Origin of the sequence: Promicromonospora sp. NPDC057138, from assembly GCF_042670845.1 — a bacterium.
Classification (GTDB): domain Bacteria; phylum Actinomycetota; class Actinomycetes; order Actinomycetales; family Cellulomonadaceae; genus Promicromonospora.
In genome coordinates, this window is the sequence record NZ_JBHUUX010000046.1 from 20,271 (window position 1) to 43,593 (window position 23,323).

At 72.6% G+C, this 23,323-nt stretch carries 25 protein-coding genes and 1 riboswitch; of the genes, 20 read left to right on the plus strand and 5 right to left on the minus strand.

All coding sequences use genetic code 11. The annotated features are described in order from the left end of the window. Entirely contained in the window at positions 1 to 420 is a 420-nt protein-coding gene (locus ACFT2C_RS20835; protein ID WP_377208990.1) for a hypothetical protein, read from the minus strand. Between the two features lie 242 nt (positions 421 to 662). Between ACFT2C_RS20835 and ACFT2C_RS20840 the strand changes: the two genes are divergently transcribed. Next, a complete protein-coding gene (locus ACFT2C_RS20840) occupies positions 663 to 1,193 on the plus strand; it encodes a peptidoglycan-binding protein (RefSeq protein WP_377208991.1) in 531 nt (176 codons plus the stop codon). Positions 1,194 to 1,336: 143 nt separating this feature from the next. Here the strand turns inward: ACFT2C_RS20840 and menC are convergent, their stop codons facing one another. After that, positions 1,337 to 2,485, minus strand: a complete 1,149-nt coding sequence (gene menC / locus ACFT2C_RS20845) for an o-succinylbenzoate synthase (protein WP_377208992.1) — start codon at positions 2,483 to 2,485, stop codon at positions 1,337 to 1,339. Beyond that, entirely contained in the window at positions 2,482 to 3,333 is an 852-nt protein-coding gene (locus ACFT2C_RS20850; protein ID WP_377208993.1) for a GNAT family N-acetyltransferase, read from the minus strand. Before ACFT2C_RS20850 ends, menC begins: the two co-directional genes overlap by 4 nt. Before the next feature lie 242 nt (positions 3,334 to 3,575). On the opposite strand from ACFT2C_RS20850, the gene urtA reads away from it, so the two are divergent. The 12 genes from urtA (at position 3,576) to ACFT2C_RS20910 (ending at position 14,604) form a co-directional block, all read left to right on the plus strand. Beyond that, a complete protein-coding gene (gene urtA / locus ACFT2C_RS20855; protein ID WP_377208994.1) occupies positions 3,576 to 4,844 on the plus strand; it encodes an urea ABC transporter substrate-binding protein in 1,269 nt (422 codons plus the stop codon). A gap of 40 nt (positions 4,845 to 4,884) precedes the next feature. Continuing rightward, complete coding sequence (gene urtB / locus ACFT2C_RS20860) at positions 4,885 to 5,766, plus strand: urea ABC transporter permease subunit UrtB (protein ID WP_377208995.1); 882 nt, start codon at positions 4,885 to 4,887, stop codon at positions 5,764 to 5,766. After that, entirely contained in the window at positions 5,763 to 6,827 is a 1,065-nt protein-coding gene (gene urtC / locus ACFT2C_RS20865; RefSeq protein ID WP_377208996.1) for an urea ABC transporter permease subunit UrtC, read from the plus strand. The genes urtB and urtC overlap by 4 nt, the downstream gene beginning before the upstream one ends. Next, positions 6,824 to 7,699 (plus strand): urea ABC transporter ATP-binding protein UrtD, encoded by an 876-nt coding sequence (gene urtD, locus ACFT2C_RS20870; RefSeq protein ID WP_377208997.1) that lies wholly within the window; start codon positions 6,824 to 6,826, stop codon positions 7,697 to 7,699. The genes urtC and urtD overlap by 4 nt, the downstream gene beginning before the upstream one ends. After that, complete coding sequence (locus ACFT2C_RS20875; RefSeq protein WP_377208998.1) at positions 7,696 to 8,397, plus strand: ATP-binding cassette domain-containing protein; 702 nt, start codon at positions 7,696 to 7,698, stop codon at positions 8,395 to 8,397. The genes urtD and ACFT2C_RS20875 overlap by 4 nt, the downstream gene beginning before the upstream one ends. 88 nt (positions 8,398 to 8,485) lie before the next feature. Beyond that, complete coding sequence (locus ACFT2C_RS20880) at positions 8,486 to 8,788, plus strand: urease subunit gamma (protein WP_377208999.1); 303 nt, start codon at positions 8,486 to 8,488, stop codon at positions 8,786 to 8,788. A gap of 8 nt (positions 8,789 to 8,796) precedes the next feature. Next, positions 8,797 to 9,180: an urease subunit beta gene (gene ureB, locus ACFT2C_RS20885; protein WP_377209000.1), complete on the plus strand. Its 384-nt coding sequence runs from the start codon at positions 8,797 to 8,799 to the stop codon at positions 9,178 to 9,180. Next, positions 9,180 to 10,880 (plus strand): urease subunit alpha, encoded by a 1,701-nt coding sequence (locus tag ACFT2C_RS20890; protein WP_377209001.1) that lies wholly within the window; start codon positions 9,180 to 9,182, stop codon positions 10,878 to 10,880. The genes ureB and ACFT2C_RS20890 overlap by 1 nt, the downstream gene beginning before the upstream one ends. 9 nt (positions 10,881 to 10,889) lie before the next feature. After that, on the plus strand, positions 10,890 to 11,654 hold the full coding sequence (locus ACFT2C_RS20895) for an urease accessory protein UreF (protein ID WP_377209002.1): 765 nt from the start codon (positions 10,890 to 10,892) through the stop codon (positions 11,652 to 11,654). 73 nt (positions 11,655 to 11,727) lie between these two features. Further along, a complete protein-coding gene (gene ureG / locus ACFT2C_RS20900) occupies positions 11,728 to 12,486 on the plus strand; it encodes an urease accessory protein UreG (protein WP_377209003.1) in 759 nt (252 codons plus the stop codon). 199 nt (positions 12,487 to 12,685) lie between these two features. Continuing rightward, on the plus strand, positions 12,686 to 13,489 hold the full coding sequence (locus ACFT2C_RS20905; protein ID WP_377209004.1) for an urease accessory protein UreD: 804 nt from the start codon (positions 12,686 to 12,688) through the stop codon (positions 13,487 to 13,489). Positions 13,490 to 13,575: 86 nt separating this feature from the next. Next, entirely contained in the window at positions 13,576 to 14,604 is a 1,029-nt protein-coding gene (locus ACFT2C_RS20910) for a HoxN/HupN/NixA family nickel/cobalt transporter (RefSeq protein ID WP_377209005.1), read from the plus strand. Here ACFT2C_RS20910 and ACFT2C_RS20915 read toward each other — a convergent pair. Then, a complete protein-coding gene (locus tag ACFT2C_RS20915; RefSeq protein WP_377209006.1) occupies positions 14,526 to 15,422 on the minus strand; it encodes an NmrA family NAD(P)-binding protein in 897 nt (298 codons plus the stop codon). The genes ACFT2C_RS20910 and ACFT2C_RS20915 overlap by 79 nt on opposite strands. An 88-nt stretch (positions 15,423 to 15,510) precedes the next feature. Here ACFT2C_RS20915 and ACFT2C_RS20920 point away from each other — a divergent pair, with 88 nt between their 5' ends. Then, positions 15,511 to 15,933 (plus strand): winged helix-turn-helix transcriptional regulator, encoded by a 423-nt coding sequence (locus tag ACFT2C_RS20920; protein WP_377209007.1) that lies wholly within the window; start codon positions 15,511 to 15,513, stop codon positions 15,931 to 15,933. Between the two features lie 19 nt (positions 15,934 to 15,952). Here ACFT2C_RS20920 and ACFT2C_RS20925 read toward each other — a convergent pair whose 3' ends face one another. Further along, entirely contained in the window at positions 15,953 to 16,354 is a 402-nt protein-coding gene (locus tag ACFT2C_RS20925; RefSeq protein ID WP_377209008.1) for a MarR family transcriptional regulator, read from the minus strand. Positions 16,355 to 16,451: 97 nt separating this feature from the next. On the opposite strand from ACFT2C_RS20925, the gene ACFT2C_RS20930 reads away from it, so the two are divergent. The 6 genes from ACFT2C_RS20930 to ACFT2C_RS20955 all read left to right on the plus strand — a co-directional run bounded on the left by ACFT2C_RS20930 (position 16,452) and on the right by ACFT2C_RS20955 (position 23,242). Further along, positions 16,452 to 17,507 (plus strand): substrate-binding domain-containing protein, encoded by a 1,056-nt coding sequence (locus tag ACFT2C_RS20930; RefSeq protein ID WP_377209009.1) that lies wholly within the window; start codon positions 16,452 to 16,454, stop codon positions 17,505 to 17,507. Between the two features lie 118 nt (positions 17,508 to 17,625). Continuing rightward, positions 17,626 to 18,966, plus strand: coding sequence for an FAD-binding oxidoreductase (locus tag ACFT2C_RS20935; RefSeq protein WP_377209010.1), 1,341 nt, complete (start codon positions 17,626 to 17,628; stop codon positions 18,964 to 18,966). 236 nt (positions 18,967 to 19,202) lie between these two features. Beyond that, a riboswitch (cyclic di-AMP (ydaO/yuaA leader) is annotated at positions 19,203 to 19,359 on the plus strand. Further along, positions 19,359 to 20,141, plus strand: coding sequence for a C40 family peptidase (locus ACFT2C_RS20940; RefSeq protein WP_377209011.1), 783 nt, complete (start codon positions 19,359 to 19,361; stop codon positions 20,139 to 20,141). It overlaps the preceding riboswitch by 1 nt. Positions 20,142 to 20,296: 155 nt before the next feature. After that, positions 20,297 to 21,721, plus strand: a complete 1,425-nt coding sequence (locus tag ACFT2C_RS20945) for a purine-cytosine permease family protein (RefSeq protein WP_377209012.1) — start codon at positions 20,297 to 20,299, stop codon at positions 21,719 to 21,721. A 2-nt stretch (positions 21,722 to 21,723) separates the two neighbouring features. Continuing rightward, the gene (locus tag ACFT2C_RS20950; protein WP_377209013.1) at positions 21,724 to 22,278 is read left to right on the plus strand and encodes a cysteine hydrolase family protein; all 555 of its coding nucleotides are present in this window, start codon (positions 21,724 to 21,726) and stop codon (positions 22,276 to 22,278) included. Positions 22,279 to 22,348: 70 nt separating this feature from the next. Next, positions 22,349 to 23,242: an SMP-30/gluconolactonase/LRE family protein gene (locus ACFT2C_RS20955; RefSeq protein ID WP_377209014.1), complete on the plus strand. Its 894-nt coding sequence runs from the start codon at positions 22,349 to 22,351 to the stop codon at positions 23,240 to 23,242. The last annotated feature ends 81 nt before the right edge of the window (positions 23,243 to 23,323 follow it).

The following is a 23,323-nucleotide window of genomic DNA, read 5'->3' on the forward strand; positions in this document are numbered from 1 at the left end:
CTAGACGGTGGTGTATTGCAAAGCGGAGCGCTCCCAGGTGCCGTCGAAGTTTCGCCAGTGGAACCTCCATTCGATCTCGTGTCCTTCGGGGAAGTTCTTGTTGCAGGCGGTCCATCCAGCGTCGACCCCCTGCTGGTCGGTGCACATACCCAAGCGGTCTCCGTCCAGGTCCCACCAGTACACGACCGGTGAATGGCCGTCCTTGATGCCGTCCTTGATCCAGATGAGGTCGCCGTAGGGCTGGACGCATGCCCCGTAGCGGTCGACGGACACGCAGTCCTTCGGGTGCGAGGAGTAGGCCCTCGGCTCGCTGTAGTCGCTTTCGAAGTCGGCTGCCTGGGCCGGCGAGGCAGCTCCGAGAGCCAGCCCCAGTGCGGCGATGGCCGTCAACGCGGCAAGCCTGACGTGTTTGCGAATCATGTGACTCCCTCTCCCTGCTTCATGCGGCGCCGGCGGCGCCGACACCCAACGTAGGAAAGGCGCCTTGCAGGAAACCTGCAGGGACCTTGCAGCCCGTCGAGGCCGGACGAAGGCAGTGGTGGCCGAGGCAGTGCTCGCGGGCGCATGTTTGCGCTGAGGTGCAAATCGTTCTCGACGAGATCATTCCGGAGTTGAGTGGTGCTCGGTCACAGACGTGGCCCACACGACGACGGGAGCACCCAGTGCGCATCAGAACGACGGCGACCCGAACCATCGCCGCCCTCACCGGCCTCGTCCTGGCCGGCGGAATGCTGGCGACCGCCGCGCCGGCGTCGGCCAACACGAACGACGGCTGGGTCAGCGGTGCCGGCAGCATGAGCGACGACTGGGGAGACGAGGGCACCGTCTCGACCACCTCCTACTCGTCCTCCACCGCGACCTGCCTGTGGCAGCAGGTGCTGCGCGCGGAGGGGCTGCTCAGCGGCGCCGGCGTCGACGGACACTTCGGCCCCACCACGAAGACGGCGACAGAGAACTTCCAGAAGCGGTACCACGACCTCGCGGGCGACGGCAAGGCCGGCCCGAACACCTGGGGCAAGGCGGACGACAAGTTCACGCAGGTGGTGGAGTACACCGACGGCAGCGCGCGGGCCGTCTACGACGGCACGGCCTCCAACTTCACGGTCTACCGCAACACCCAGGGCCGCCACTTCTGGTGGCACGAGGGCCAGAGCGCCCACCGGTACGCCGCGTACGGCTCCAACAGCTGCTGACACCCGGCTCTTCCACCCCGGGCGGCGCTGCCGGAACCACAGCAGTTCCGGCAGCGCAGGCGCGGTGGTCGACGTGGCCTGGTGATCCACGACCCGCTTGACGCCGTTCACGCTCACCACCTGACCGGTTCGACCTGTCTGGTTCAACCGGTTGGTCCCAGCGGCACCCACTCCGTCGACGTCGTGAGCTCGTCGAGCAGGTCCGGGAGCGGCGTCACGCCCAGGCCGGGGCCGGTGGGCACCGCGATGTGGCCGGCGTCGAGCACGAACGGCTCGGTGATGTCGGTGCGGTAGAAGCGGCCGGACCCCGAGATGTCGCCCGGCAGCGTGAATCCCGGCAGGGCCGCGAGCGCCGCGTTGGCCGCCCGCCCGAGCCCGGTCTCCAGCATGCCGCCGCACCACACGGCCACGCCGTGCGCGACGGCGAGGTCGTGGATGCGCCGCGCCTCCAGGTACCCGCCGACGCGGCCGGGCTTGATGTTGATGATCGAGCAGGCGCCGAGCGTGATCGCGGCGGCGGCGGTCTGCGCGGAGACTATGGACTCGTCCAGGCACACGGGGGTCTGGATGCGGCGGGCGAGCTCGGCGTGGCCCAGCACGTCCTCCTCCTCGAGCGGCTGCTCGATCAGCAGCAGGTCGAACGCGTCGAGCCGCGCGAGGTGCCGCGCGTCGCCGAGCGTGTAGGCGGTGTTGGCGTCGACCTGCAGCAGCACGTCGTCGCCGAACCGCTCCCGGACGGCCCGCACGGGCTCGACGTCCCAGCCGGGCTCGATCTTCAGCTTGATCCGCACGTAGCCCTCGGCGAGGTAGCCGTCCACGGCGTCGAGCAGCGCGGGGATCGAGTCGTGGATGCCCACGGACACGCCGCTCGGCACCCGGTCGACGACGGCGCCCAGCTCGCCGGCGAACGACCGGCCCAGGGTGCGCAGCTCGGCGTCGAGCACCGCCATCTCCAGGGCCGCCTTCGACATGCGGTGCCCCTTGACGGGTGCGAGCGCCCGGCCGACGTCGGACGCGGCGATGCCGCTCGCGCCGCCGGGCCGCTGCGCGGACTCCTGGTACCGCGCGAGGACGGGCAGCAGGAACCGGCGCAGCACGTCGGCTGCGGCGTCCGCGTACTCCGAGGAGTACAGCGGCTCGGCCATGGCCACGCACTCGCCCCAGCCCTCTGCGCCGTCGGTCACGGCGCGCAGCAGGAGGACGTCGCGCTCGTGCTCCGTGCCGAACGACGTCCGGAACGGTGCGACGAGCGGCATGGTGATCCTGCGCAGCTCGACTCCCTGCAGCTTCACGGGCGCTCTCCTTCGATCGGGGCATGGATGAGGTAGCCGCGCTCGCGGTCGTAGCCGACGCGGGCGCCGGCCGCGAGGTGCGGCGCCAGGCTCTCGCGCAGGCTCAGCCGCCAGTCGTGGGCGGCAGCGGGATCGGTGGCGCGCAGCCCTTCGATGTCAGGCGGTACGGGCACGACGGCGGTCGGGTCGACGGCGGTCGGGCCGACGGCGTCCGCAGCGCCGGCGTCCGCTGCGCTCGCTCGGCCGGAACCCCCGGCTCGACCGGAACCTCCAGCTCGACCGGGGGCGCACGCGGCAGCGACCTCCGGCGCACGCAGGTCCCAGCGGACCAGGACCCGGTCGCTGTCCTCGCCGCCGTTGATGGCGTCGGACACACGCCCGTAGAAGTTCGGCAGGTACTCGACGGGCCGAGCCGCGAGCTTGGTGATGTTGAAGTGCGCGTTGCGCGCTATCAGCGGGTCGTAGGTCCAGGCGATCTCGTCGATGCCCAGCGCGAGCGCCCACGCGCGCTGGTGCACCTTGAGCGCGAAGCCGACCCCGCGCCCGCCGGTCCCGGGCGTCACGGCCGCGACGTGGCTGTGCAGCGAGCGGTGCTGCGGTGCGGCGTGGAACGCCACGCACGCGCCCACGAGCGCGCCGCCGCGGAAGGCACCGCCCACGTAGCTCCCCGTCTTGCTGAGCGCGCGCAGCAGCTCGGTGGTGACCTCCGGCTGGCCCCAGACCGCCGTGAACAGGTCGCCGACGGCGGCCAGCTCCCCCAGGTCCGACACCTCCCCGATCGTGACGCCGGCCGCGCGGGCGACGGCGTCGGCAGCCCGGGCCGCCTGGACGACGACGGGGTCGCTCACCGTGCGGCCTCGCCCTCGAAGTACTCGTGCGGCCAGGTCGGGACGGTCTCCAGGTATGCCATGGCGCCATGCTACGGACGGCCCGGCGCGCAGCCGTCCGCGGCCCTCCCGCGGAGCGGCGCACGAGAAACACGAAAGTTACAACGGACGAACGGGCCCGACATCTGCGTCCACTTAGGTTCATTTGAACCTAACCGGTCGGCCCACCCCGGGGCCGTCGGCCATGAAACGGAGCATCCCCCATGCGTCTTCGGTCCACGTCGCACCACCGCGCGACGCGTCTGAGCACCGTCACGCTCGCCGCCCTCTGCGTCATCGCCCTCAGCGCCTGCGGGGCGCGGGTCGACGCCGGCGGCACCTCGTCGGCCGCCGCCGAGAGCTGCGTCGACACGTCGGGCGACACGGTCAAGATCGGCTTCCTCAACTCGCTGTCGGGCACGATGGCGATCTCGGAGCAGACCGTCCACGACTCCCTCCAGCTCGCCGCGAAGGAGATCAACGCCGACGGCGGCGTGCTCGGCAAGCAGCTCGAGGTCGTCTCGGAGGACGGCCAGTCCGAGCCCACGGTGTTCGCCGAGAAGGCCGGCAAGCTCATCACCAGCGACTGCGTCGCCGCGGTGTTCGGCGGCTGGACGTCGGCGTCGCGCAAGGCGATGCTGCCGGTCTTCGAGTCCCAGGACTCCCTGCTGTTCTACCCCGTGCAGTACGAGGGCCTGGAGTCCTCGCCGAACATCTTCTACACCGGCGCCACGACCAACCAGCAGATCGTGCCCGCCCTCGACTACCTCGTCGAGCAGGGCACCAAGTCGCTGTTCCTGGTCGGCTCGGACTACGTCTTCCCGCGCACCGCGAACAAGATCATCAACGCCTACGCCGAGGCCCACGACATCGAGATCGTCGGCGAGGAGTACGCGCCGCTCGGCCACACCGACTTCTCCACGATCGTCAACAAGGTCAAGTCCGCCGACGCCGACGCCGTGTTCAACACCCTCAACGGCGACTCCAACGTGGCGTTCTTCAAGGAGTACAACAACGCCGGGATGTCCGCCGACGACATGCCCGTCGTCTCGGTGTCCATCGCCGAGGAGGAGGTCGGCGGCATCGGCGTCGACAACGTCGAGGGCCAGCTCACCGCGTGGAACTACTACCAGACCGTGGACAGCCCCGCGAACACCGCGTTCGTCAAGGCGTTCAAGGCGGAGTACGGCGAGGACCGCCCGACGTCCGACCCGATGGAGGCCGCGTACACCTCGCTCTACCTCTGGAAGGCGATGGTCGAGAAGGCCAAGTCGTTCGCCACCGACGACGTGACCGCCGCCGCGGACGGCGTCACCTACGACGCCCCCGAGGGCGAGGTCGTGGTCAACGGCGACAACCACCACATCGCCAAGACCGCCCTCATCGGCAAGATCGGCGCGGACGGCCTGATCCACACCGAGTGGAGCTCGAAGGAGCCGATCGAGCCCGACCCGTACCTCGAGGGCTACGACTGGGCCGACGGCCTGTCCTGACCCGGTCCTGCCGACACGAGACAGACCGGAACGGACCTCGATGGACATCATCGCCCAGCTCTTCGCCGGACTGAGCCTCGGCTCCGTCCTCCTCCTCGCCGCCCTCGGGCTGTCCCTGACGTTCGGCCAGATGGGCGTCATCAACATGGCCCACGGCGAGTTCATGATGGCGGGCGCCTACACCGCGTTCGTCGTGCAGGGCCTGGTCGGTGACGCCGGCGTCAGCCTGCTCCTCGCGCTCCCGCTGGGGTTCCTCGTGGGCGGCCTGCTCGGGCTGCTGCTGGAGGCGACGCTCATCCACCGCATGTACCGGCGGCCGCTGGACACGCTGCTGGTCACGTGGGGCGTCGCGCTCGTCCTCCAGCAGGTCGCGCGCGACGTGTTCGGCGCACCCAACGTCGACGTCGCGGCGCCGGCCTGGCTGTCGGGCGCGGTCCAGGTCGGCGGGCTCGCCCTGCCCCGGACGCGCCTGTTCATCCTGGCGCTCGCCATCGTGTGCGTCGTCGCCCTGGCGCTGGCCCTGCGCGCCACCCCGCTCGGCCGGCGCATCCGCGCCGTCGTGCAGAACCGGGACCTGGCCGAGGCGTCGGGCATCTCGTCGCGGGCCACCGACCGGGTCACGTTCTTCATCGGGTCCGGGCTGGCCGGCATCGCGGGCGTCGCGCTCACGCTGCTCGGCTCGATCGGGCCGACGCTCGGGACCAGCTACATCGTCGACGCGTTCCTCGTCGTCGTGGCGGGCGGCATCGGCCAGATCAAGGGCACGGTGATCGCGGCGACCGCCCTCGGCCTGATGCAGTCGTTCTTCGAGTACTCGACGACGGCCTCGGTCGCCAAGGTGCTCGTGTTCGTCGCGATCGTCGCCTTCCTGCAGCTACGACCCCAAGGGCTGGTCTCGGTCCGGACGAGGAGCCTCGCATGACAGTCCGCACCGCCCTGCTGCGGCCCGGGCGCGCCCGGACCCTCGCGGCGTTCGGCCTCGCCGCCGCCCTCCTGCTGCTCGCGCCCGTCGTGCTCAGCCCGTTCCGTCTCGACCTGCTCGCGAAGTTCCTCTGCCTGGCGATGGTCGCCGTGGGGATCGGCCTGGCGTGGGGCCGCGGCGGGCTGCTCACCCTGGGCCAGGGGGTCTACTTCGGCCTCGGCGCGTACCTGATGGCCATGCACCTCAAGCTGGCCGACGCCGGACCGGGCGGCGTCCCCGACTTCATGCTCCTGTACGGCACGGGGCAGGTGCCTACCTGGTGGGAGCCGCTGCGGTCACCGGTCTCGGCGATCCTGCTGATCCTGATCGTGCCGGCGGGCCTCGCCGCGCTCCTCGGCTGGGCGGTGTTCACCCGCCGGGTGCGGGGCGCGTACTTCGCGATCCTGTCCCAGGCGCTGGCGGCGGCCTTCGCCATCCTGCTCATCGGCCAGCAGCAGACCACCGGCGGGACGAACGGGCTCAACGGGTTCCGCGCGTTCTTCGGCTACGACCTGGCCGACCCGGTCAACAAGCAGATGCTCTACCTGATCGCCGCGGGCGTGCTGCTCGCGATGGTCGCCGTCGTGCGGCAGCTCACGGTCTCCCGGTTCGGGGAGCTGCTCGTGGCCGTGCGCGACCAGGAGGACCGCGTCCGGTTCCTCGGCTACGACCCCGCCGCCGTGAAGGTCGTCGCCTACGTCGTGGCCGCGGTGATGGCCGCGGTCGGCGGGGCACTGTTCGTGCCGATCGCCGGGATCGTCTCGCCGGCCGACGTCGGCGTCGTGCCCTCGATCGGCTTCCTCATCGGGGTGGCGATCGGCGGGCGCGCGACCCTGCTCGGCCCGGTGCTCGGGTCGATAGCGGTGAGCTGGGCGCAGACGTCGATCTCCGAGCAGTTCCCGTCGGGCTGGATCTACTTCCAGGGGGCGCTGTTCGTCCTGGTCATCGCGTTCCTGCCCGGCGGCCTCGCGTCGGTCGCGGGGAAGCTGCGGCGTCGTGTCCCTGAAAGGAGCCCCGCATGACCGACCTGCCACCCATCGCGCAGGAGCCGGAGACCGAGATCGACCTGGCCGCGGCCGAGGCGCTGCTCGGGACGGACACCGCCCGGTTCCGGCACGACTACCTGGAGGTGCGCGGGCTGCGCGTCGAGTTCGACGGGTTCGTCGCCGTGCGCGACGTCGACCTCACGGTCGCGCAGGGCGACCTGCGGTTCCTCATCGGGCCGAACGGCGCGGGCAAGACGACGCTCATCGACGCGGTGACCGGGCTCGTCCGGGCGACCGGCTCCGTCAGCTTCGGCCGGACGGAGCTGCTCGGGCGCGCCACCCACCGGATCGCCCGCGCCGGCGTCGGGCGCACGTTCCAGACCGCGAGCGTGTTCGAGGAGCTGACCGTGCTGCAGAACCTCGACATCGCGGCGGGCGCCCGGCGTCGGCCGACGACGCTGCTGCGGCGCCGGCCGGGCCCGCCGGAGGCCGTCGAGCACGCGCTGGAGACCGTGGGCCTGACGGCGCTGCGCGACGTGCCCGCCGGCGTGCTCGCGCACGGCCAGAAGCAGTGGCTGGAGATCGGGATGCTGCTCGTCCAGGACGCCCACCTGCTGCTGCTCGACGAGCCGGTGGCGGGCATGACCCAGGCCGAGCGCGAGGAGACGGGGGCGCTGCTGCGCCGCATCGGGTCGCAGCGGGTGGTGGTCGTCGTCGAGCATGACATGGAGTTCCTCCGCTCCTTCGCCGATTCCGTGACTGTGATGCACCAGGGCCGGGTGCTGGCGGAGGGCACCGTGCACGAGGTACAGAACGACCCCGCCGTCGTCGAGGTGTACCTCGGCGCCCCGGCCGTTGCGTCGGACGCCGCCCCGGCGGACGTCCCCATGAAAGGAGACCTCCCGTGAAGCTGGAGCTGAGCGGCGTGACCACGGGCTACGGGCGGACGACGGTGGTGCACGGCGTCGACCTGACGGTCCCCGACGGCGCGCTGACCGCGGTCCTGGGCCACAACGGCGCGGGCAAGACGACGCTGCTGCGGGCCGTGCTGGGGCTCCTGCCCCTGCGCGCCGGGTCGGTGCGGCTGGCCGGCGAGGACGTCACGGGGCTCGCGCCGCACAAGCGCGTGCGGCGCGGCATCGCGTACGTACCGCAGGGCCAGCAGTCCTTCGGGCAGCTCAGCGCCCGGGAGAACCTGCAGGTGGTCGCGGACGCGCACGGGCGGGCGGGCCGACGTCGGACGGACGAGGCGCTCGACCTCTTCCCCGCGCTGCGCGAGCTGCTCGGGCGGCAGGCCGGGCTGCTGTCCGGCGGGCAGCGCCAGCAGCTCGCGATCGCCCGGGCGCTGGTCACCGGGCCGACGCTGCTCGTCCTGGACGAGCCGGTCGAGGGGATCCAGCCCAACGTCGTGACCGAGATCTACGACGCGATCTCGACGCTCACCGGCGCCGGAAGCCTGTCCGTGCTGCTGGTCGAGCAGCACATCGGCTACGCCGTCGAGCACGCGGCCGAGTTCGCCGTGCTGACCTCGGGCCGCGTCGCGCACCGCGGCCAGGGCGGCGTCGCAACGGCCGCCGCCCAAGCCCGCAAGGCGCTCACGCTATGACGGCCCGTTGGCTGTGGGCGCGATCGTTGCGCCTACCTGTCCGTTATAGGCGCAACGATCGCGCCCACAACCAAGGCCTGGAGGGGTTGTGCGGTTGACGCCCGGTGATGTCGAGAAGTTGCTGCTGGCTACCGCCGGGATGGTCGCGCGCGACCGTCTGTCGCGCGGCGTGCGGCTCAACTACCCCGAGTCCGTGGCCCTGCTGTCCTGCTGGGTGATCGAGCGGGCGCGCGAGGGCGCCGACGTCGCCACGCTCATGGACACCGGCCGCGAGGTCCTCGTCCGCGAGCAGGTCATGGACGGCGTCCCCGAGATGCTCGTCGACGTCCAGGTCGAGGCCACGTTCCCCGACGGCCGCAAGCTCGTCACCCTGCACCACCCGGTCCAGTAGGAGGCCCCATGTCAGCTCACCCGTCCACCGGGCCGGGCGCCGTCCGGGTCGCGCCCGGCCGCATCGAGATCAACGCCGACCGCGCGCCGCGCGAGCGCCTACGCCTCGTCGTCCTGAACACCGGCGACCGGCCCGTCCAGATCGGCTCCCACCTGCACCTGCCCGACGCCAACAGCGCGCTGGAGTTCGACCGTGAGGCCGCGCACGGGTTCCGACTCGACGTGCCCTCCGGGACGTCACAGCGCTTCGAGCCCGGCGCGAGCCGCCAGGTCGACGCCGTCACGATCCGCGGGGCGCGGCGGGTCCCGGGCATCCAGCGGGGCAAGGACGACGGCGGCGCGCTGGGTCCGGTCGCCGCTCCGCCGTCCGACACCGAGCAGGAGGAACGCTGATGGCGTGGGTGGACCGCGAGCGCTACGCCGCGCTGTACGGCCCGACGGTCGGCGACCAGGTACGCCTCGGCGACACCGACCTGTGGATCGAGATCACCGAGGACCGCACGGCCGGCGGCGAGGAGGCGGTCTTCGGCGGCGGCAAGTCGATCCGGGAGTCGATGGCGCAGTCGACCCGCACCCGAGCGCAGGGCGCGCTGGACACCGTGATCACCAACGCGATCGTCCTGGACTGGTGGGGCGTGGTCCGGGCCGACGTCGGGCTGCGCGACGGGCGCATCGTCGCCCTAGGCCGGTCCGGCAACCCGGACGTCGCGGACGGCGTCCACCCCGACCTGGTCATCGGGCCGTCGACCGACGTCATCTCCGGCGAGGGCCGGATCCTCACGGCCGGCGCGTTCGACGCGCACGTGCACCTGCTGTCGCCGTCGCAGCTCCACGAGGCGCTCGCCACGGGGATCACGACGGTCGCGGGCGGCGGGACCGGCCCGTCCGAAGGGTCGAAGGCGACGACGGTCACGGGCGCGGGGCACCTGCGCCACATCCTGCGTGCCCTCGACCCGGTGCCGGTCAACGTGCTGCTGCTCGGCAAGGGCAACACCGTCAGCGCCGACGCCCTGGCGGAGCAGGCGCTGGCCGGTGCGGGCGGCTACAAGATCCACGAGGACTGGGGCGCCACCCCGGCCGCGCTGGACGCCGCGCTGCGCGGCGCCGAGGAGTGGGGGCTGCAGGTCGCGCTGCACTCGGACTCGCTGAACGAGGCGGGGTTCGTGCAGTCGACGATCAGCGCCATCGACGGCCGCTCGATCCACGCCTTCCACGTCGAGGGCGCGGGCGGCGGGCACGCGCCCGACATCCTGACGATCGCCGGCCTGCCGCACGTCATCCCGGGCTCGACGAACCCGACGCTCCCCCACACGGTCAACACCGTGGCGGAGCACCTCGACATGCTCATGGTCTGCCACCACCTGAGCCCCGCGGTCCCGGAGGACCTGGCGTTCGCCGAGTCCCGCATCCGCGCCACGACCATCGCGGCCGAGGACGTGCTGCACGACATGGGCGCGCTGTCGGTCACCTCCTCCGACGCGCAGGCGATGGGCCGCATCGGCGAGGTCATCACGCGCACGTGGCAGGTGGCGCACGTGATGAAGCATCGCCGCGGCCCACTCGGCAGCTCGGAGCCCGCCGACAACGAGCGCGCCCGCCGGTACGTCGCCAAGTACACGATCAACCCGGCGATCGGCCACGGCATCGACGCCCACGTGGGCTCGGTGGAGCCCGGCAAGCTCGCGGACCTCGTGCTGTGGGACCCGCGGTTCTTCGGCGTCCGGCCCGACGTCGTGCTCAAGGGCGGCGTGATCGCCTGGGCCGCGCTCGGCGACCCCAACGCGTCCATCCCGACGCCGCAGCCGGTGCTGCAGCGCCCGGCGTTCGGCGACGCGATAGCGGGCGACCTCTCGCTCGCGTTCGTGGCCCCGGCCGCGATCGAGGACGGGCTGGCGGACCGGCTCGGGCTGCGCCGGAAGCTGGCCGCCGTCGCCCCGACGCGCGACGTCGGGAAGGCGGACATGCGCAACAACGACGTCCTGCCCCGGATCGACATCCGGCCCGACACGTTCGAGATCCGGGTGGACGGCGACCTCGTCGAGCCCGCGCCCGCCGTCCGCCTGCCGCTCGCCCAGCTCTACTCGATGTTCTGACGGCCGCCCATGACCTCACCCCACGCCCTCTCGGTGGCGATGCTGCTAGCCGACGCGCGCCTGCCCAGCGGCGGGCACGCGCACTCGGCGAGCCTCGAGCCCGCGCTGCTGGGCGGCATGCCCACGGGCGACGTGCCCGCGTGGCTGGTCGGGCGGGCGACGACCGTGAGCCTGGTCGAGGCGGGCACCGCCGTGGTGACGGCGCGGCTGTTCGCGGGGGCGGACGGCGGCGTCGCGGGCGCCGGCGCATCGGAGGGCGTCCGGCCGGCTGGGTCGCCCGACGCCGTCCGACCGGCTGACGGCTTCGGCCTCGCCGACGTCGTCCGCGCGTGGGCGGCCCGGACGCCCGCCCCCGCCCTACGCGATGCCGCCCGCCTGCTCGGCCGCGGCTATCTGCGGCTCGCGCGCACCCTGTGGGCGGACGCCCCGGCCGTGCGCGCCCTCGCCGCGCACGACGCCGCCCACGGCCCGCTCCCCCGCGCGGTCGTCCTGGGCGCGGTCGCCGCGGCGACCGGCCTGCCCGCCCCGGACACCGTGCGCCTCACCGTGTACGACGACGCCCAGACGGCGGCGTCGGCCCTGCTCAAGCTCGAACCCCTCGACCCGGTCACGCCCGCGCGCTGGGTCCTCGAAGCCTGCGCCGCGGCGGAGCAGCACGTGCTGCGCGTCGCGGCGTGTACCACCCCGGAGGACATCCCAGCCTCCGGTTCCCCGCAGACCGAGGGCTGGGCGCAGGCCCACGCCCTCCTGAGCCAAAGGTTGTTCCGTGCCTGATTCCATCCTTGGCCCCGCCCCCGCCTCCCTTGACGCCCCCGCCCCCGACGTGTCAGACGCACAGGTCACTCAGGTGACCCATGCGTCTGACACGTCGGCTGCTCACCGTGCCCTCCGCCTGGGGGTCGCCGGCCCGGTCGGCGTCGGCAAGTCGTCGCTGATCGCGACCATCTGCCGCGCGCTCGGCGCCGAGCTCCGCATCGGCGTCATCACCAATGACATCTACACCGACGAGGATGCGCGGTTCCTGCGCTCGGCTGGCGTGCTCGAACCGGAGCGCATCCGCGCGGTCGAGACGGGCGCGTGCCCGCACACCGCGATCCGCGACGACGTCACCGCGAATCTCCTGGCCACCGAGGACCTGGAGCGCGACTTCGACCCGCTGGACCTCGTCATCATCGAGTCCGGCGGCGACAACCTCACGGCGACCTTCTCCCCCGCGCTCGTCGACGCCCAGATCTTCGTGCTCGACGTCGCCGGCGGCGGTGACGTCGCCCGCAAGGGCGGCCCCGGGATCGGCCGCGCCGACCTGCTCGTCGTGAACAAGACCGACCTCGCCCCGTACGTGGGCGTGGACGTCGACCGGATGGTCGCCGACGCGTCGGCGGCGCGCGAGAACCGGGCGGTCGTCGCGCTCTCCCGCAGCGACGACGCCTCGGTCGCCGAGCTGCGCGCCTGGGTGCTCGGCGTGCTGGACAGCTTCCGCGCGGGCGCGCACGTCGCCCAGGACCCGGGCCCCATGGCGCCCCACTTCCACGCCGACGAGGACGGCGGCTACGTGCACAGCCACGACGACGATGGCCAGGCACACGACCACGCCCACGCGCACTGACGGGCCGATGCTGCGCGCAGCTGCGGGCGAGAAGGCGGCTCCGGCCGGGGACCCGGCACCGGCCGGGAGGCCGGATCCGTCCGCTGCGCCGACCCCTGGCGTGGAATCGGCGGATCCGCCCGCAGTGATCTCGCCGCCAGGGTCGGCCGGGCCGGAAGTGCTGGTGGGGCGAGCCGGATCCGTTCCGTCGGTTCCGCGGGTGACCCGCGTCGCGGTCGAGCGCCCGACGGGGTTCGGCGCGCCGGTGCGCGTCCGCACCTCGGACGGCCTCCTGGCCGCACGGCTCGTCTCCCGCGACGGCGCCCGCGCGGAGGTCGCGCTCGTCGCGCGCGGAGCGATGCTGCTCGGCGGTGACCACGTGGTCGTCAGCGTCCAGGTGGACCAGGGGTGCGCACTCACGCTGACCGACGTCGGCGGCACCGTCGCGTACGACGGCGCCGGCCGGGAGTGCCGGTGGGACGCCGACATCCGCCTCGGCCCCGGTGCCGCCCTGGCCTGGGCGGGGCTCCCGTTCGTCGTGGCCCGCGGCGCCGACGTGCGCCGGACCACGACGGCGCGCCTCGCCGCCGACGCCCGCCTCACCCTGCGGGAGACCGTGGTGCTCGGCCGGTCCGGCGAGCGCGGCGGCCGCATCGTGCTGCGCACGGACCTCACGGACGACGTCGGCCCGATCCTCGTCGAGGAGCTCACCGCCGCCGGCGACCGCCCGGTCCCCGGCGTCCTGGGTGCCCACACCGTTCTCGACACCGTGACCGCCGTGCGGGGAAGCACCGAAGTACCGCCCGACGAACGCCCCGGCCCCGGCTCTCTCCCTCGAATCGGCCCTGGCCCCGGTAACCGTGGCCCCGCAGCAGTTCCGGAAGATGCACCCGGCGTCGGCGACGCGGTGACGCTCCAGCTGGAGCGTGCCGGGACCCTCACCCGCTGGCTCGGCGCCGCCACCCACCTCAGTCCCCTCGAACCCCCGGCTCTGGCTCCTGACCCCGATTCAGCAGGCGCGTGAGGACCGGAAAACCCGGGATTACGGCTCTGCTGAGCCTGCTGAACCGGGGTCAGGAGCCCCGGCCCGACGAACGCATCGGAGGACACATGACTAGCAGCACGGCCGCCGACCAGTTACCCGGCCGCCCGGCCCGCCGCGAGCGCCGGGGTGCGACGATGCCCGTCGTCGTGGCACTGCACGTCGTCGGGATCGGCGGCCTGGCCGCGGCCCTGCTCGTCGACGGCGGAGCCGGGGCGATCACCCTGGCCATGGGGCCGGCAGCCTATGCGCTTGGCCTGCGGCACGCGTTCGACGCCGACCACATCGCGACCATCGACAACACGACGCGCAGGCTCGTCAGGGCGGACCGGGACGCGCGCGGCGTCGGGCTCTGGTTCTCGCTGGGGCACTCGACGGTGGTCCTCGGCGCGGCCCTGCTCCTGGCCCTGGGCGTGCACGCTCTGGCGCCGATGCTCGACGACGAGTCGTCGCCGCTCCGTACGGCCACCGGCATCTGGGGGCCGCTCGTCTCGGGGACGTTCCTGCTGGCGATCGCCGTGGTCAATATCGTCATGCTGCGCCGCGCGGTGCGCGGGCACACCCACCAGCACCCAGGCGGGCCCGTCACCTGGGTGCTGCGCCGGTTCGAGTGGTCCACGGACAAGCCGGCGCGGATGTACGTCGTCGGGCTGCTGTTCGGGCTCGGGTTCGACACCGCGACGGAGATCGGCCTGCTGGCGATCACGACGTCCGCCGCCCTGGGCCAGGTCGCGTGGTACTCGGCCCTGCCGCTCGCGGTCCTGTTCGCCGCGGGCATGTCGCTGCTGGACTCGGCCCAGGGCGCCGTCGCCCGGCGCGTCTATGCGCGGGCCGGGACCGGCGGCACACGCTCGGCCGGCGCCGACCCCGCAAGCACGTTGGTGCGCTACGACGTGGTCGTCACCGGGGTGTCGGCGCTGGCCGCGTTGGGGATCGGCTCGGTGACGCTGGTGCAGGTCGCCGTCGAGCACGCCCCCTGGCTCGGCTGGATGCCGGGAGCCGCCGTGGGCCTCGAGCCCTACGGCGTCGTGCTCACCGTGGTGCTGCTGGCGATCTGGGGTGCCGGCTCGATCGCGGGCGTCCGGGCGCGCCGCTGAAGGCTGGGCCCAGGCCTCATCGCAGCGGCGGCCGCGACAGCCGTGGCCAGCGGGTCGGAGACAGGACGGCCGAGGAGCGCGGCGAGGTCGGGGCCGACGCCGTCCAGGAAGCCGTGCCGGGCGGCGGTCGCGATCGAGACGAGCATGGGCGGCTGGAACGGCAGCAACCCGGGCACGTCGTCGAGGAGCCTGCGCCGGTACTCGCCCAGTCCGACGGTCCGGTGCGGGACTCCGAGCCGGTCGGCGACGTCCGACGTCGTGATCGGCGTGCCGGTCAGCTCGTAGGTGTGCCCGCTGTGGCGTGCCGGATCCACCGCGACGACCGCCGCGGCCTCGGCGAGGTCCGCACGAGCCACCGCGGCCACGGCCCCGTCCCCGAATGCGGACTCCATCCCGTCGCCGGTCCACATCAGCAGACCGCCGAAGAGCTCGGCATACAAGCCGTTGCGCAGGATGGTCCACGGCAAGCCGCAGGCGCGCACGAGCCGTTCGGTGGCACGGTGCGCCAGCGCGAAACCGAGGTGGTCGCCGGCGCCGGTCAGGCTCGTGTAGATGACGTGCCGGACGCCGTCGCGGGCGGCAGCCTCCAGGACTGCCGCGTGCCGCTCGACGACCTGGTCGTCCTCGGCGTAGCCGGCGGAGACCAGTACCAGGGTCGAGACACCGGCGAGGTCCAGACCGGCCGGGTCGTCGAAGTCGAGCCGCCGCATCCCGTCGCCGGGGGTGCGGCTGCCCCCTGCCGCGATCGCACCGTGGGCACGCAGCGCCGCCAGAGTGGCCGAGCCGAGGTTTCCGTTCGCTCCGGTCACCAAGATCATGTCAGTCACAGTCTCCCCGTCGTGGTTCTCTTCGGTAACTACACTCGATCCTTATCTGCCGTCGTGGCAGCCACAAGGAGGCAGTTCGATGTCACTCGCGCACACCGAGGTAACCGCCGCACCCGCCGACCTCGACCCCTGCGGCTACGAGGGTCACCCGGACTGCGGGATCCGCGAGGTGCTGGACCGCATCGGCGACAAGTGGTCGGTACTCGTGGTCGTCGAGCTCGCCAGAGGGCCACGCCGCTTCCGGGAGCTGCAACGCGCGATCGACGGCATCTCGCAGCGCATGCTCACCCTCACCGTGCGCAGGCTGGAACGCGACGGACTCGTCATCCGCACCGTGTACGCGACCGTCCCGGCCCAGGTCGACTACCGGCTGACCGAGACCGGGGCCAGCCTGACCCACCTCGTCGAAGCCCTCGCCGGCTGGTCACTCGCCCACCGCGCCGTCATCGCCGAGGCACGGCACCAGTACGACCGGACTCACCCCGACCACGACATCCGGTGACGGCGACCGCCGTCGGCAGCTAGGCCTGCGCCAGCCTCGCCGTCAGGCGGGAGAGCACGTCGCGGCCGCGGGACGAGAGGTAGACGCGGATCACCCGACGGTCGAAGCTGTCGACCTCCCGGTAGACGAGGGCCTTGGTCAGCAGGTCGTCGACCCGCCGTCCGAGCGTCGCCTTGTCGGCGAGCACCGCCTCGCGCAGCTGGGACATCGTCAGGCCGTCGCCCGAGCCCAGGACCTCCAGGATCAGCCACTCGTCGAGCGTGTAGCCCTCCGGGCCGAGCACCTCAGCGGCGTTCCGGGCCGCGCGCCGGGCAGCCAGGACGGACTCGCGCAGCAGGGTCGCGGCCATCGCGTCACGCACCATCGTGTCGTCCACGTCGTCGTGGGGCGTAGCCGTGACCGTCTCATGACCAGTCCGCATGATCGCGTGCCCTTCCTGTGTGCTCGTACACTACCCGCCAACACAGGCCGAGCCCAGTAAGAGGAACCTCTCAGGGCCCATCACGGGACGGGGCGTCATGTCGGACTTCGTCGTCGGCGCGCTCCTGCACTTCCAGGGGCCCGGGGGCATCTACGGCCCGTCGTGCCAAGCCGTGACGGAGCTGGCCGTGGCCGAGATGAACGCGACGGGCGGGATCCTCAGCCGCCCCGTCCGCGCCGAGTTCCTCGACGCCGGCCAGCCCCTCCCGATCCTCCGTCGTCAGGTGGCCCGAGCGCTCACCGCCGGCAGCATCCACGCGCTGACCGGCTGGCACACCTCCGCGGTGCGCAACGCCGTCGTGCCGCTGGTGCAGCGCCGCGTGCCCTACGTCTACCCGGCCGCGTACGAGGGTGCCGAGACGCGGCCCGGCCTCTACGTCACCGGGGAGGTCCCGTCGGCTCAGCTCTTCCCCGCCATCGCCCGGCTGCGGGCCGAGCTCGGGGTGCGGAGCTGGTACGTCGTCGGGGACGACTACGCCTGGCCGAAGCGCACGTTCCAGGTGCTGTCCACCCAGGTCGCGTCCCTCGGAGTGGAGTTCGCCGGCGCCCGGTTCCTCGCCGAGCAGGGAGCGAGCCGGGCGGAGCTCGGCGGCGTCGTGAACGACATCGAGGCGTCGCGGGCCGACGGCGTCCTGATGCTGATGGTCGGGCAGAACGGGGTCCGGTTCAACAGGGCGTTCGCCCGGCAGGGCCTGGACGAGCGGATGGTCCGCCTGAGCACGCTCATGGAGGAGAACATGCTCATGGGCAGCGGCGTGGGCGGCACAGCGAACCTCTACTCGACCGGTGGCTGGTTCCGGAGCCTGGCGACGGGCGAGGCGCTCGACCTCATCGGCCGCTACACCGCCCATCACGGCGTGCACGCCCCCGCCGTCGGCGCCGCGGCGGAGGCCTGCTACGAGGGCATCTTCGCGCTGCGCACCATCGTCGAGCGGGCCGGGAGCGCGGCGGTGGCGGCCACCGACCGCTCGGTCGACGGCGTCGTGTACGAGGGCCCGCGGGGCTCGATGCGGTTCCAGGGCAACCACGCCGAACAGCGCCTCTACCTCGCGCGTGCCGAGGGCTTCGACTTCGACCTCATGGGCGAGCTCTAGCGGCAGGGACCGCCGCGTGACCCAGGCCACACGGCCGCGCTGTCACACCTGTCGCGGCTGCGGAGTCTCCTCTTCATCCGGGTGCGACACGCAGCCCGGCTCCTGTGGAAGGAATGCCATGACTTCAGCCCTTGACACCCTTCGCCGCGACTTCGGCGGCGACCTCATCGAACCGGGCGACGCCGAGTACGAGGCGGTCGGTCGCTCGAAGCTGGCCGCGGGCAGCCCTGCCTACGTCCTGCGCCCCGCGACCGCCGGCGACGTACAGGCGGCGGTCCGCTTCGCCGCGGGCTCCGGGCTCACGCTGTCGGTGCGGGGCGGCGGGCACAGCTTCGCGGGCTTCGGCACGAACGACGGCGGCGTCGTGATCGATCTGAGCAGGCTCGCGAGCATCGAGGTCGTCGACGACGAGCGTCACCTCGTGCGGATCGGCGGCGGCGCCACCTGGGGCGAGGTCGCGGCGGCACTGACCCCGCACGGCCTGGCCATCTCCTCGGGCGACACGAAGAGCGTCGGCGTCGGCGGGCTGACGCTCAGCGGCGGCATCGGCTGGAAGGCCCGGAAGTACGGCCTGGCCCTCGACAGCGTGGTCGCCGCCGACGTGGTCACCGCCGACGGCGAGATCGTGGCCGCGAGCGCCGACGAGAACCCCGAGCTGTTCTGGGCGATCCGCGGTGGTGGCGGCAACCTCGGCGTCGTGACGGCCTTCGAGTTCGTGGCGCACCCGACCACCGAGGTCTTCTTCGGCAAGATCACGTTCCCGCAGGCCGAGGCGGTCGAGGTGCTCCAGGGCTGGGCGGACTACCTCCGTGCGGCGCCGGAGGAGCTCACGTCCATCGCGAACCTCGCCAACCCGCTCGCGGGCGGCCCGGCGGCGCCGGTCGAGATCCACGTCGCGTTCGACGGCGACGACCCTCAGCTCGCCGCCCGGGCGCTCGACCCGATCCGCGGGCTCGGGACAGTCCTCGACGACGACGTCGCCCCGCACGCCTACGCGGACATCCTCGTGGAGGGCGGCTCGCCGCCGCCCGGCATCGAGGTGCTGGCCCACGACGGCTTCGTCGACCGAGAGTCGGTGCCCGAGGTGCTGCAGATCCTGGCCGAGGTCGGGACGTCGCCGGGGTCGCCGTCGATCGCCGTCCGGAGCGTGGGCGGCGCGGTGTCCCGGGTGCCGGCCGACGCCACGGCCTACGCGCACCGCGGGGCGGAGCTGATGGTCGCGACCGTCGCGGGCGGCCCGGCAGCCGTCGTCGAGGCCGCCCGCGGCCGCCTGGACGCGATCTGGGAGAAGCTCGACCCGCACATCAACGGCGCGTACGCGAACTTCCTGACGTCGGCCACCGACCAGGACATCGCCGCCGTCTACCCGGCGGGGACGTACGAGCGGCTGGCTGCGGTCAAGCGGCAGTACGACCCGAGCAACCTGTTCGCACACAACCACAACGTCCGGCCGGAGTAGGCAGGGCCGGCGCGACCGGTGTGACCGGCGCGAACGCGGGCGCCGTCCCTGCCGGGGACGGCGCCCGCATCGCGCGCCGTGACGTAGCCCACGTTGGATAACCAGGTCAAGCCGGACATATGGCTATCCGTCGACCGTAACGCGATTGTGACTTTCCAGCGGTCCGGGGTTACGGTCGATCCCGCTCACGGTAAATCCGTGGGCTCCCGAGGCGGACGCCGAGCCCTGTCAGCGCCTCCGGGACTGCACCGACCAGATGACAGGGACGGGGGAACCACGAAGTCGGGCACCATCCGGTGCCCTTGGGGTGAAGCCGCACCAGCAGGACGCGGCCGGGTCATTCTCCGATCCGAATCCGACAGCTCACCTCGTAGGCGTCCGGAGAACCGATCGTGACTACTCGCACGCCTGGGCGCCATCGTGCTGCCCGCAAACCCATCACCCCGCTGACCCCCATCTCCCGCGCCGCGGCGCGGGGCATCTCCGGCGCCGCTCGCCGCGGCGCGATCGTGGCAGCCGGTTCGGGCCTGGTCGTCACCCTGCTCAGCGTCCCCGCGGACGCCGCACCCGTGAGCGACCAGGGCACGGCAACGGCCGAGCTCGAGATCATCACAAAGACGTCGCAGGCCTCCGTCGAGCGGGTCGCGGCTACGCAAGAGGTGACGACCGCACCCCCGGTGAAGGTCGCCGCCGACAGCAAGTTCAGGCTGGAGACGGGGACGATCAAGGTGACTCCGGCGCCCGAGCCGGAGCCCGTCGTCGAGCCCGAGCCGGTCGTGGAGCAGGCCGTCGCCGAGGAGCCCGCTGAGGAGGCAGTCGAAGAGGCCGCCCCGGCCGCTGCCGCGGGTTCCGACATCGTCTCCATCGCCATGCAGTACCTGGGCGTGCCCTACGTCTGGGCCGGCGCGACGCCCGCCGGGTTCGACTGCTCCGGGTTCACGTCCTACGTGTACGCGCAGGTCGGCATCACCCTGCCGCACTCCTCGGCGGAGCAGCGCTACTCCGGCACCGTCGTCTCGGCGGCCGAGGCACAGCCCGGCGACCTCATCTGGAGCCCCGGCCACGTCGCCATCTACGCGGGCGACGGCATGCAGGTCGAGGCCCCGGTCCCCGGCGAGACCGTGCGCTACGACGAGATCTGGCAGTCCAGCCCGACCTTCATCCGCGTCGGCTGACACTCGTCGGCTGACACTCGTCGGCTGACGCTCGTCGGCTGACGCTCACCGGCCGGCCACGGCCGACCCCGCTCGGCCACGCCGCACTACGAGGGCCCGCACCAGCACGGTGCGGGCCCTCGTGCGTGTCAGCGGCTGGTGGCATGATCGCGGCCATGAGCGTCCCCACGGCGGTCGAGACCAACGCCCTCAACACCATCGACGAGACCGAGCGGCGCGGCTCGCCGCGCGACCTGTTCTGGCCGTGGTTCGCGGCCAACGTGTCCGTGCTCGGGCTCGGCTACGGCTCCTACCTGCTCGGGTTCGGCGTCTCGTTCTGGCAGGCGGTGGTGGTCGGCGCGATCGGCATCATCGTGTCGTTCTTGTTCTGCGGGTTCATCTCGCTTGCCGGCAAGCGCGGTTCGGCGCCCACCATGGTGCTGTCCCGGGCGGCGTTCGGCGTGCAGGGCAACAAGCTCCCGTCGCTGCTGTCGTGGGTCCTCACCGTGGGCTGGGAGACGGTGCTGGTGGCCCTGGCCACGCTCGCGACGTCGACGGTGCTCGGCGCCCTGGGCTGGGGCGGCGGCACGGTCACCAAGGTCGTGGCCCTCGTGGTCGTGGCGGCCGTCGTGGTCACCGCGGGCATCTTCGGGTTCGACCTGGTGATGCGGCTGCAGGTGATCATCACGGTGCTGACGGCGGTCCTCACCGTCGTCTACATCATCCTGGTGGCCGACCACATCGACTGGGCCACCGTCGCCGCGATCCCCGCGGGCGGCTCGCCGCAGGTGATCGGCGGGCTCGTGTTCATGATGACGGGGTTCGGCCTGGGCTGGGTCAACATGGCCGCCGACTACTCGCGCTACCTGCCGCGCTCCGCCTCCGGGCCGCGGATCGTCGGCTGGACCACCCTGGGCGCCTCGCTGGCCCCCGTGGTCCTGCTCGTGTTCGGTCTGCTGCTCGCCGGCTCGGACCCCGCCCTGAACGCGGCCATCGGCGCCGACCCGATCGGCGCCCTGTCCACGATCCTGCCCACCTGGTTTCTCATCCCGTTCGCCGTGGTGGCCCTGGCCGGGCTGATCGGCGGCGCAGCGCTCGACATCTACTCGTCCGGCCTGGCCCTGCTCTCGCTCGGCCTGCCCGCGCCGCGCTGGGTGGCGGCCGCCATCGACGGCGGGCTCATGATCATCGGCGCGATCTACGTCGTGTTCGTGGCCGACTCGTTCATCGGGCCGTTCCAGGGCTTCCTCATCACGCTCGGCGTGCCGGTCGCCGCCTGGTGCGGCGTGCTGCTCGCCGACATCCTGCTGCGCCGCCGCGACTACACCGACGCCGACCTCTACGACCCCGCCGGCCGGTACGGGGCCGTGAACTGGTCGGCGGTGATCCTGGTGCTGGGCGGCACCGCCGTCGGCTGGGGGCTGGTGACCAACACCTACGCCCCGTGGCTGGCGTGGCAGGGCTACCTGCTGGGGCCGCTCGGCGGCGCCGACGGCACCTGGGGTGGCGCCAACCTGGGCGTGCTCGTCGCCTTGGCCATCTGCTTCGCGGGGACGCTCCTGCTGACGGCCGGAGCGGTCCGCCGCCAGGAGGAGCGTTGAGGATGGCGGACGCCGCCCTGGTCGTGATCGACATGCAGGACGTCTTCGCCCGCCCGCCGAGCCCCTGGGCCGCGCCCGACTACCCGAGCGCACTCGCCGGCACGCGCCGCTTGCTCCCCGCCTTCGCAGGACGCACGGTCCTCACCAGGTACGTCGCCCCCACCGTGCCCGACGGCGCCTGGCGCGCCTACTTCGACCAGTGGCCGTTCGCGCTCGTGCCCGAGGACGACCCGCTGTATGAGATCGCCGACCTGGCCGACGTCGTCGACGCCGGGGCGCCCGTCGTCACCCGCACCACCTTCGGGAAGTGGGGCCCCGAGCTGGAGGCCGCCACCCGCGGCGCCGGCGAGCTCGTGCTCGCGGGCGTCGCCACCGACTGCTGCGTGATCTCGACGGCGCTCGCCGCCGCCGACGCCGGCCGCCGGGTGCTCGTCGTCGCAGACGCCTGCGCGGGCTCGACGGCGGAGAACCACGAGCGCGCCCTGGACATCATGCGGCTGTACGCGCCGCTGATCGAGGTCACGACGGCCGCCGAGGTGCTCGAAACGTCGGGATGACCGGCTGACCGCACCGGCGATGATGTACTGGCCACCGCAGTGGGCCAGAAGCCGGACAAAGGAGTCAGACGTGACAGCGACCAGGATCCGCGCCCAGTGGGAGCGCCGCGACGAGCGGTTCTCCCCCGTCCGCGGGGACAGGTTCGCCGAGGTGCTCTACGACGAGGGCAGCTGGCTCGAAGGCCCGGCCTATTCGCCGGCCTGGCGCACCGTGCTGTTCAGCGACATCCCGAACGACCGCGTCCTCGCGTGGGACGAGGCGACCGGCGCCGTCGGCGTCTGGCGCAGCTCGGGCGGCTATGCGAACGGCCGCACCATCGACCGCGCGGGCCGCATGCTGCAGTGCGAGCACGGCACCCGGTCGGTGACGCGCACCGAGCCCGACGGCACCGTGACGGTCCTGGCCGACCGCTGGCAGGGCAAGCGGTTCAACAGCCCCAACGACCTGGTCGAACACAGCGACGGCAGCGTGTGGTTCACCGATCCGGCGTACGGCATCGACAGCGACTACGAGGGCCACCACGCCACCCCGGAGATCGACGGCTGCCACGTCTACCGGCGGGACCCGGACGGGTCGGTCACCCGGGTCGCCTACGACTTCGACCGCCCCAACGGCCTGGCCTTCTCCGCGGACGAGCGCACGCTCTACATCGTCGACAGCGAGCTCCGGCACCTGCGCCGCTTCGACGTCGGGCCCGACCGGACCCTCTCGGGCGGCGAGGTGTTCGCCACCTGCCACGGCGGCAGTTTCGACGGCGTGCGGGTCGACGACGCCGGCCGGCTCTGGGCCGCCGCCCACGACGGCCTGCACTGCTTCGACCCGGACGGCACGCTGCTCGGCAAGCTGCTGCTGCCGGAGGTGTGCTCGAACCTGACGTTCGGTGGGGCCAAGCGCAACGTGCTGTTCGTGACGGCAACGAACATGCTGCTGTCGATCCGGGTGAGCACGACGGGAATCAGGTAGGCAGCCACGCTCGCCGAGCCCGCGTCGCGGGTCCGCGACGGCGGTCCGCTTCCAGCACGCGATCTGGCATGGATTCTGGCC

What these genes read in the sequence shown, in the direction of transcription:
- urtC (WP_377208996.1), top strand. Translation starts at nt 5,763, where the DNA reads ATGACAGTCCGCACCGCCCTGCTGCGGCCCGGGCGCGCCCGGACCCTC.
- ACFT2C_RS20925 (WP_377209008.1), bottom strand. Translation starts at nt 16,354, where the DNA reads ATGCGGACTGGTCATGAGACGGTCACGGCTACGCCCCACGACGACGTG.
- ACFT2C_RS20930 (WP_377209009.1), top strand. Translation starts at nt 16,452, where the DNA reads ATGTCGGACTTCGTCGTCGGCGCGCTCCTGCACTTCCAGGGGCCCGGG.
- ACFT2C_RS20915 (WP_377209006.1), bottom strand. Translation starts at nt 15,422, where the DNA reads ATGATCTTGGTGACCGGAGCGAACGGAAACCTCGGCTCGGCCACTCTG.
- urtD (WP_377208997.1), top strand. Translation starts at nt 6,824, where the DNA reads ATGACCGACCTGCCACCCATCGCGCAGGAGCCGGAGACCGAGATCGAC.
- urtA (WP_377208994.1), top strand. Translation starts at nt 3,576, where the DNA reads ATGCGTCTTCGGTCCACGTCGCACCACCGCGCGACGCGTCTGAGCACC.
- ureB (WP_377209000.1), top strand. Translation starts at nt 8,797, where the DNA reads ATGTCAGCTCACCCGTCCACCGGGCCGGGCGCCGTCCGGGTCGCGCCC.
- ACFT2C_RS20950 (WP_377209013.1), top strand. Translation starts at nt 21,724, where the DNA reads ATGGCGGACGCCGCCCTGGTCGTGATCGACATGCAGGACGTCTTCGCC.
- ACFT2C_RS20835 (WP_377208990.1), bottom strand. Translation starts at nt 420, where the DNA reads ATGATTCGCAAACACGTCAGGCTTGCCGCGTTGACGGCCATCGCCGCA.
- ACFT2C_RS20935 (WP_377209010.1), top strand. Translation starts at nt 17,626, where the DNA reads ATGACTTCAGCCCTTGACACCCTTCGCCGCGACTTCGGCGGCGACCTC.
- ACFT2C_RS20945 (WP_377209012.1), top strand. Translation starts at nt 20,297, where the DNA reads ATGAGCGTCCCCACGGCGGTCGAGACCAACGCCCTCAACACCATCGAC.
- ACFT2C_RS20920 (WP_377209007.1), top strand. Translation starts at nt 15,511, where the DNA reads ATGTCACTCGCGCACACCGAGGTAACCGCCGCACCCGCCGACCTCGAC.
- ACFT2C_RS20895 (WP_377209002.1), top strand. Translation starts at nt 10,890, where the DNA reads ATGACCTCACCCCACGCCCTCTCGGTGGCGATGCTGCTAGCCGACGCG.
- urtB (WP_377208995.1), top strand. Translation starts at nt 4,885, where the DNA reads ATGGACATCATCGCCCAGCTCTTCGCCGGACTGAGCCTCGGCTCCGTC.
- ACFT2C_RS20890 (WP_377209001.1), top strand. Translation starts at nt 9,180, where the DNA reads ATGGCGTGGGTGGACCGCGAGCGCTACGCCGCGCTGTACGGCCCGACG.
- ACFT2C_RS20910 (WP_377209005.1), top strand. Translation starts at nt 13,576, where the DNA reads ATGACTAGCAGCACGGCCGCCGACCAGTTACCCGGCCGCCCGGCCCGC.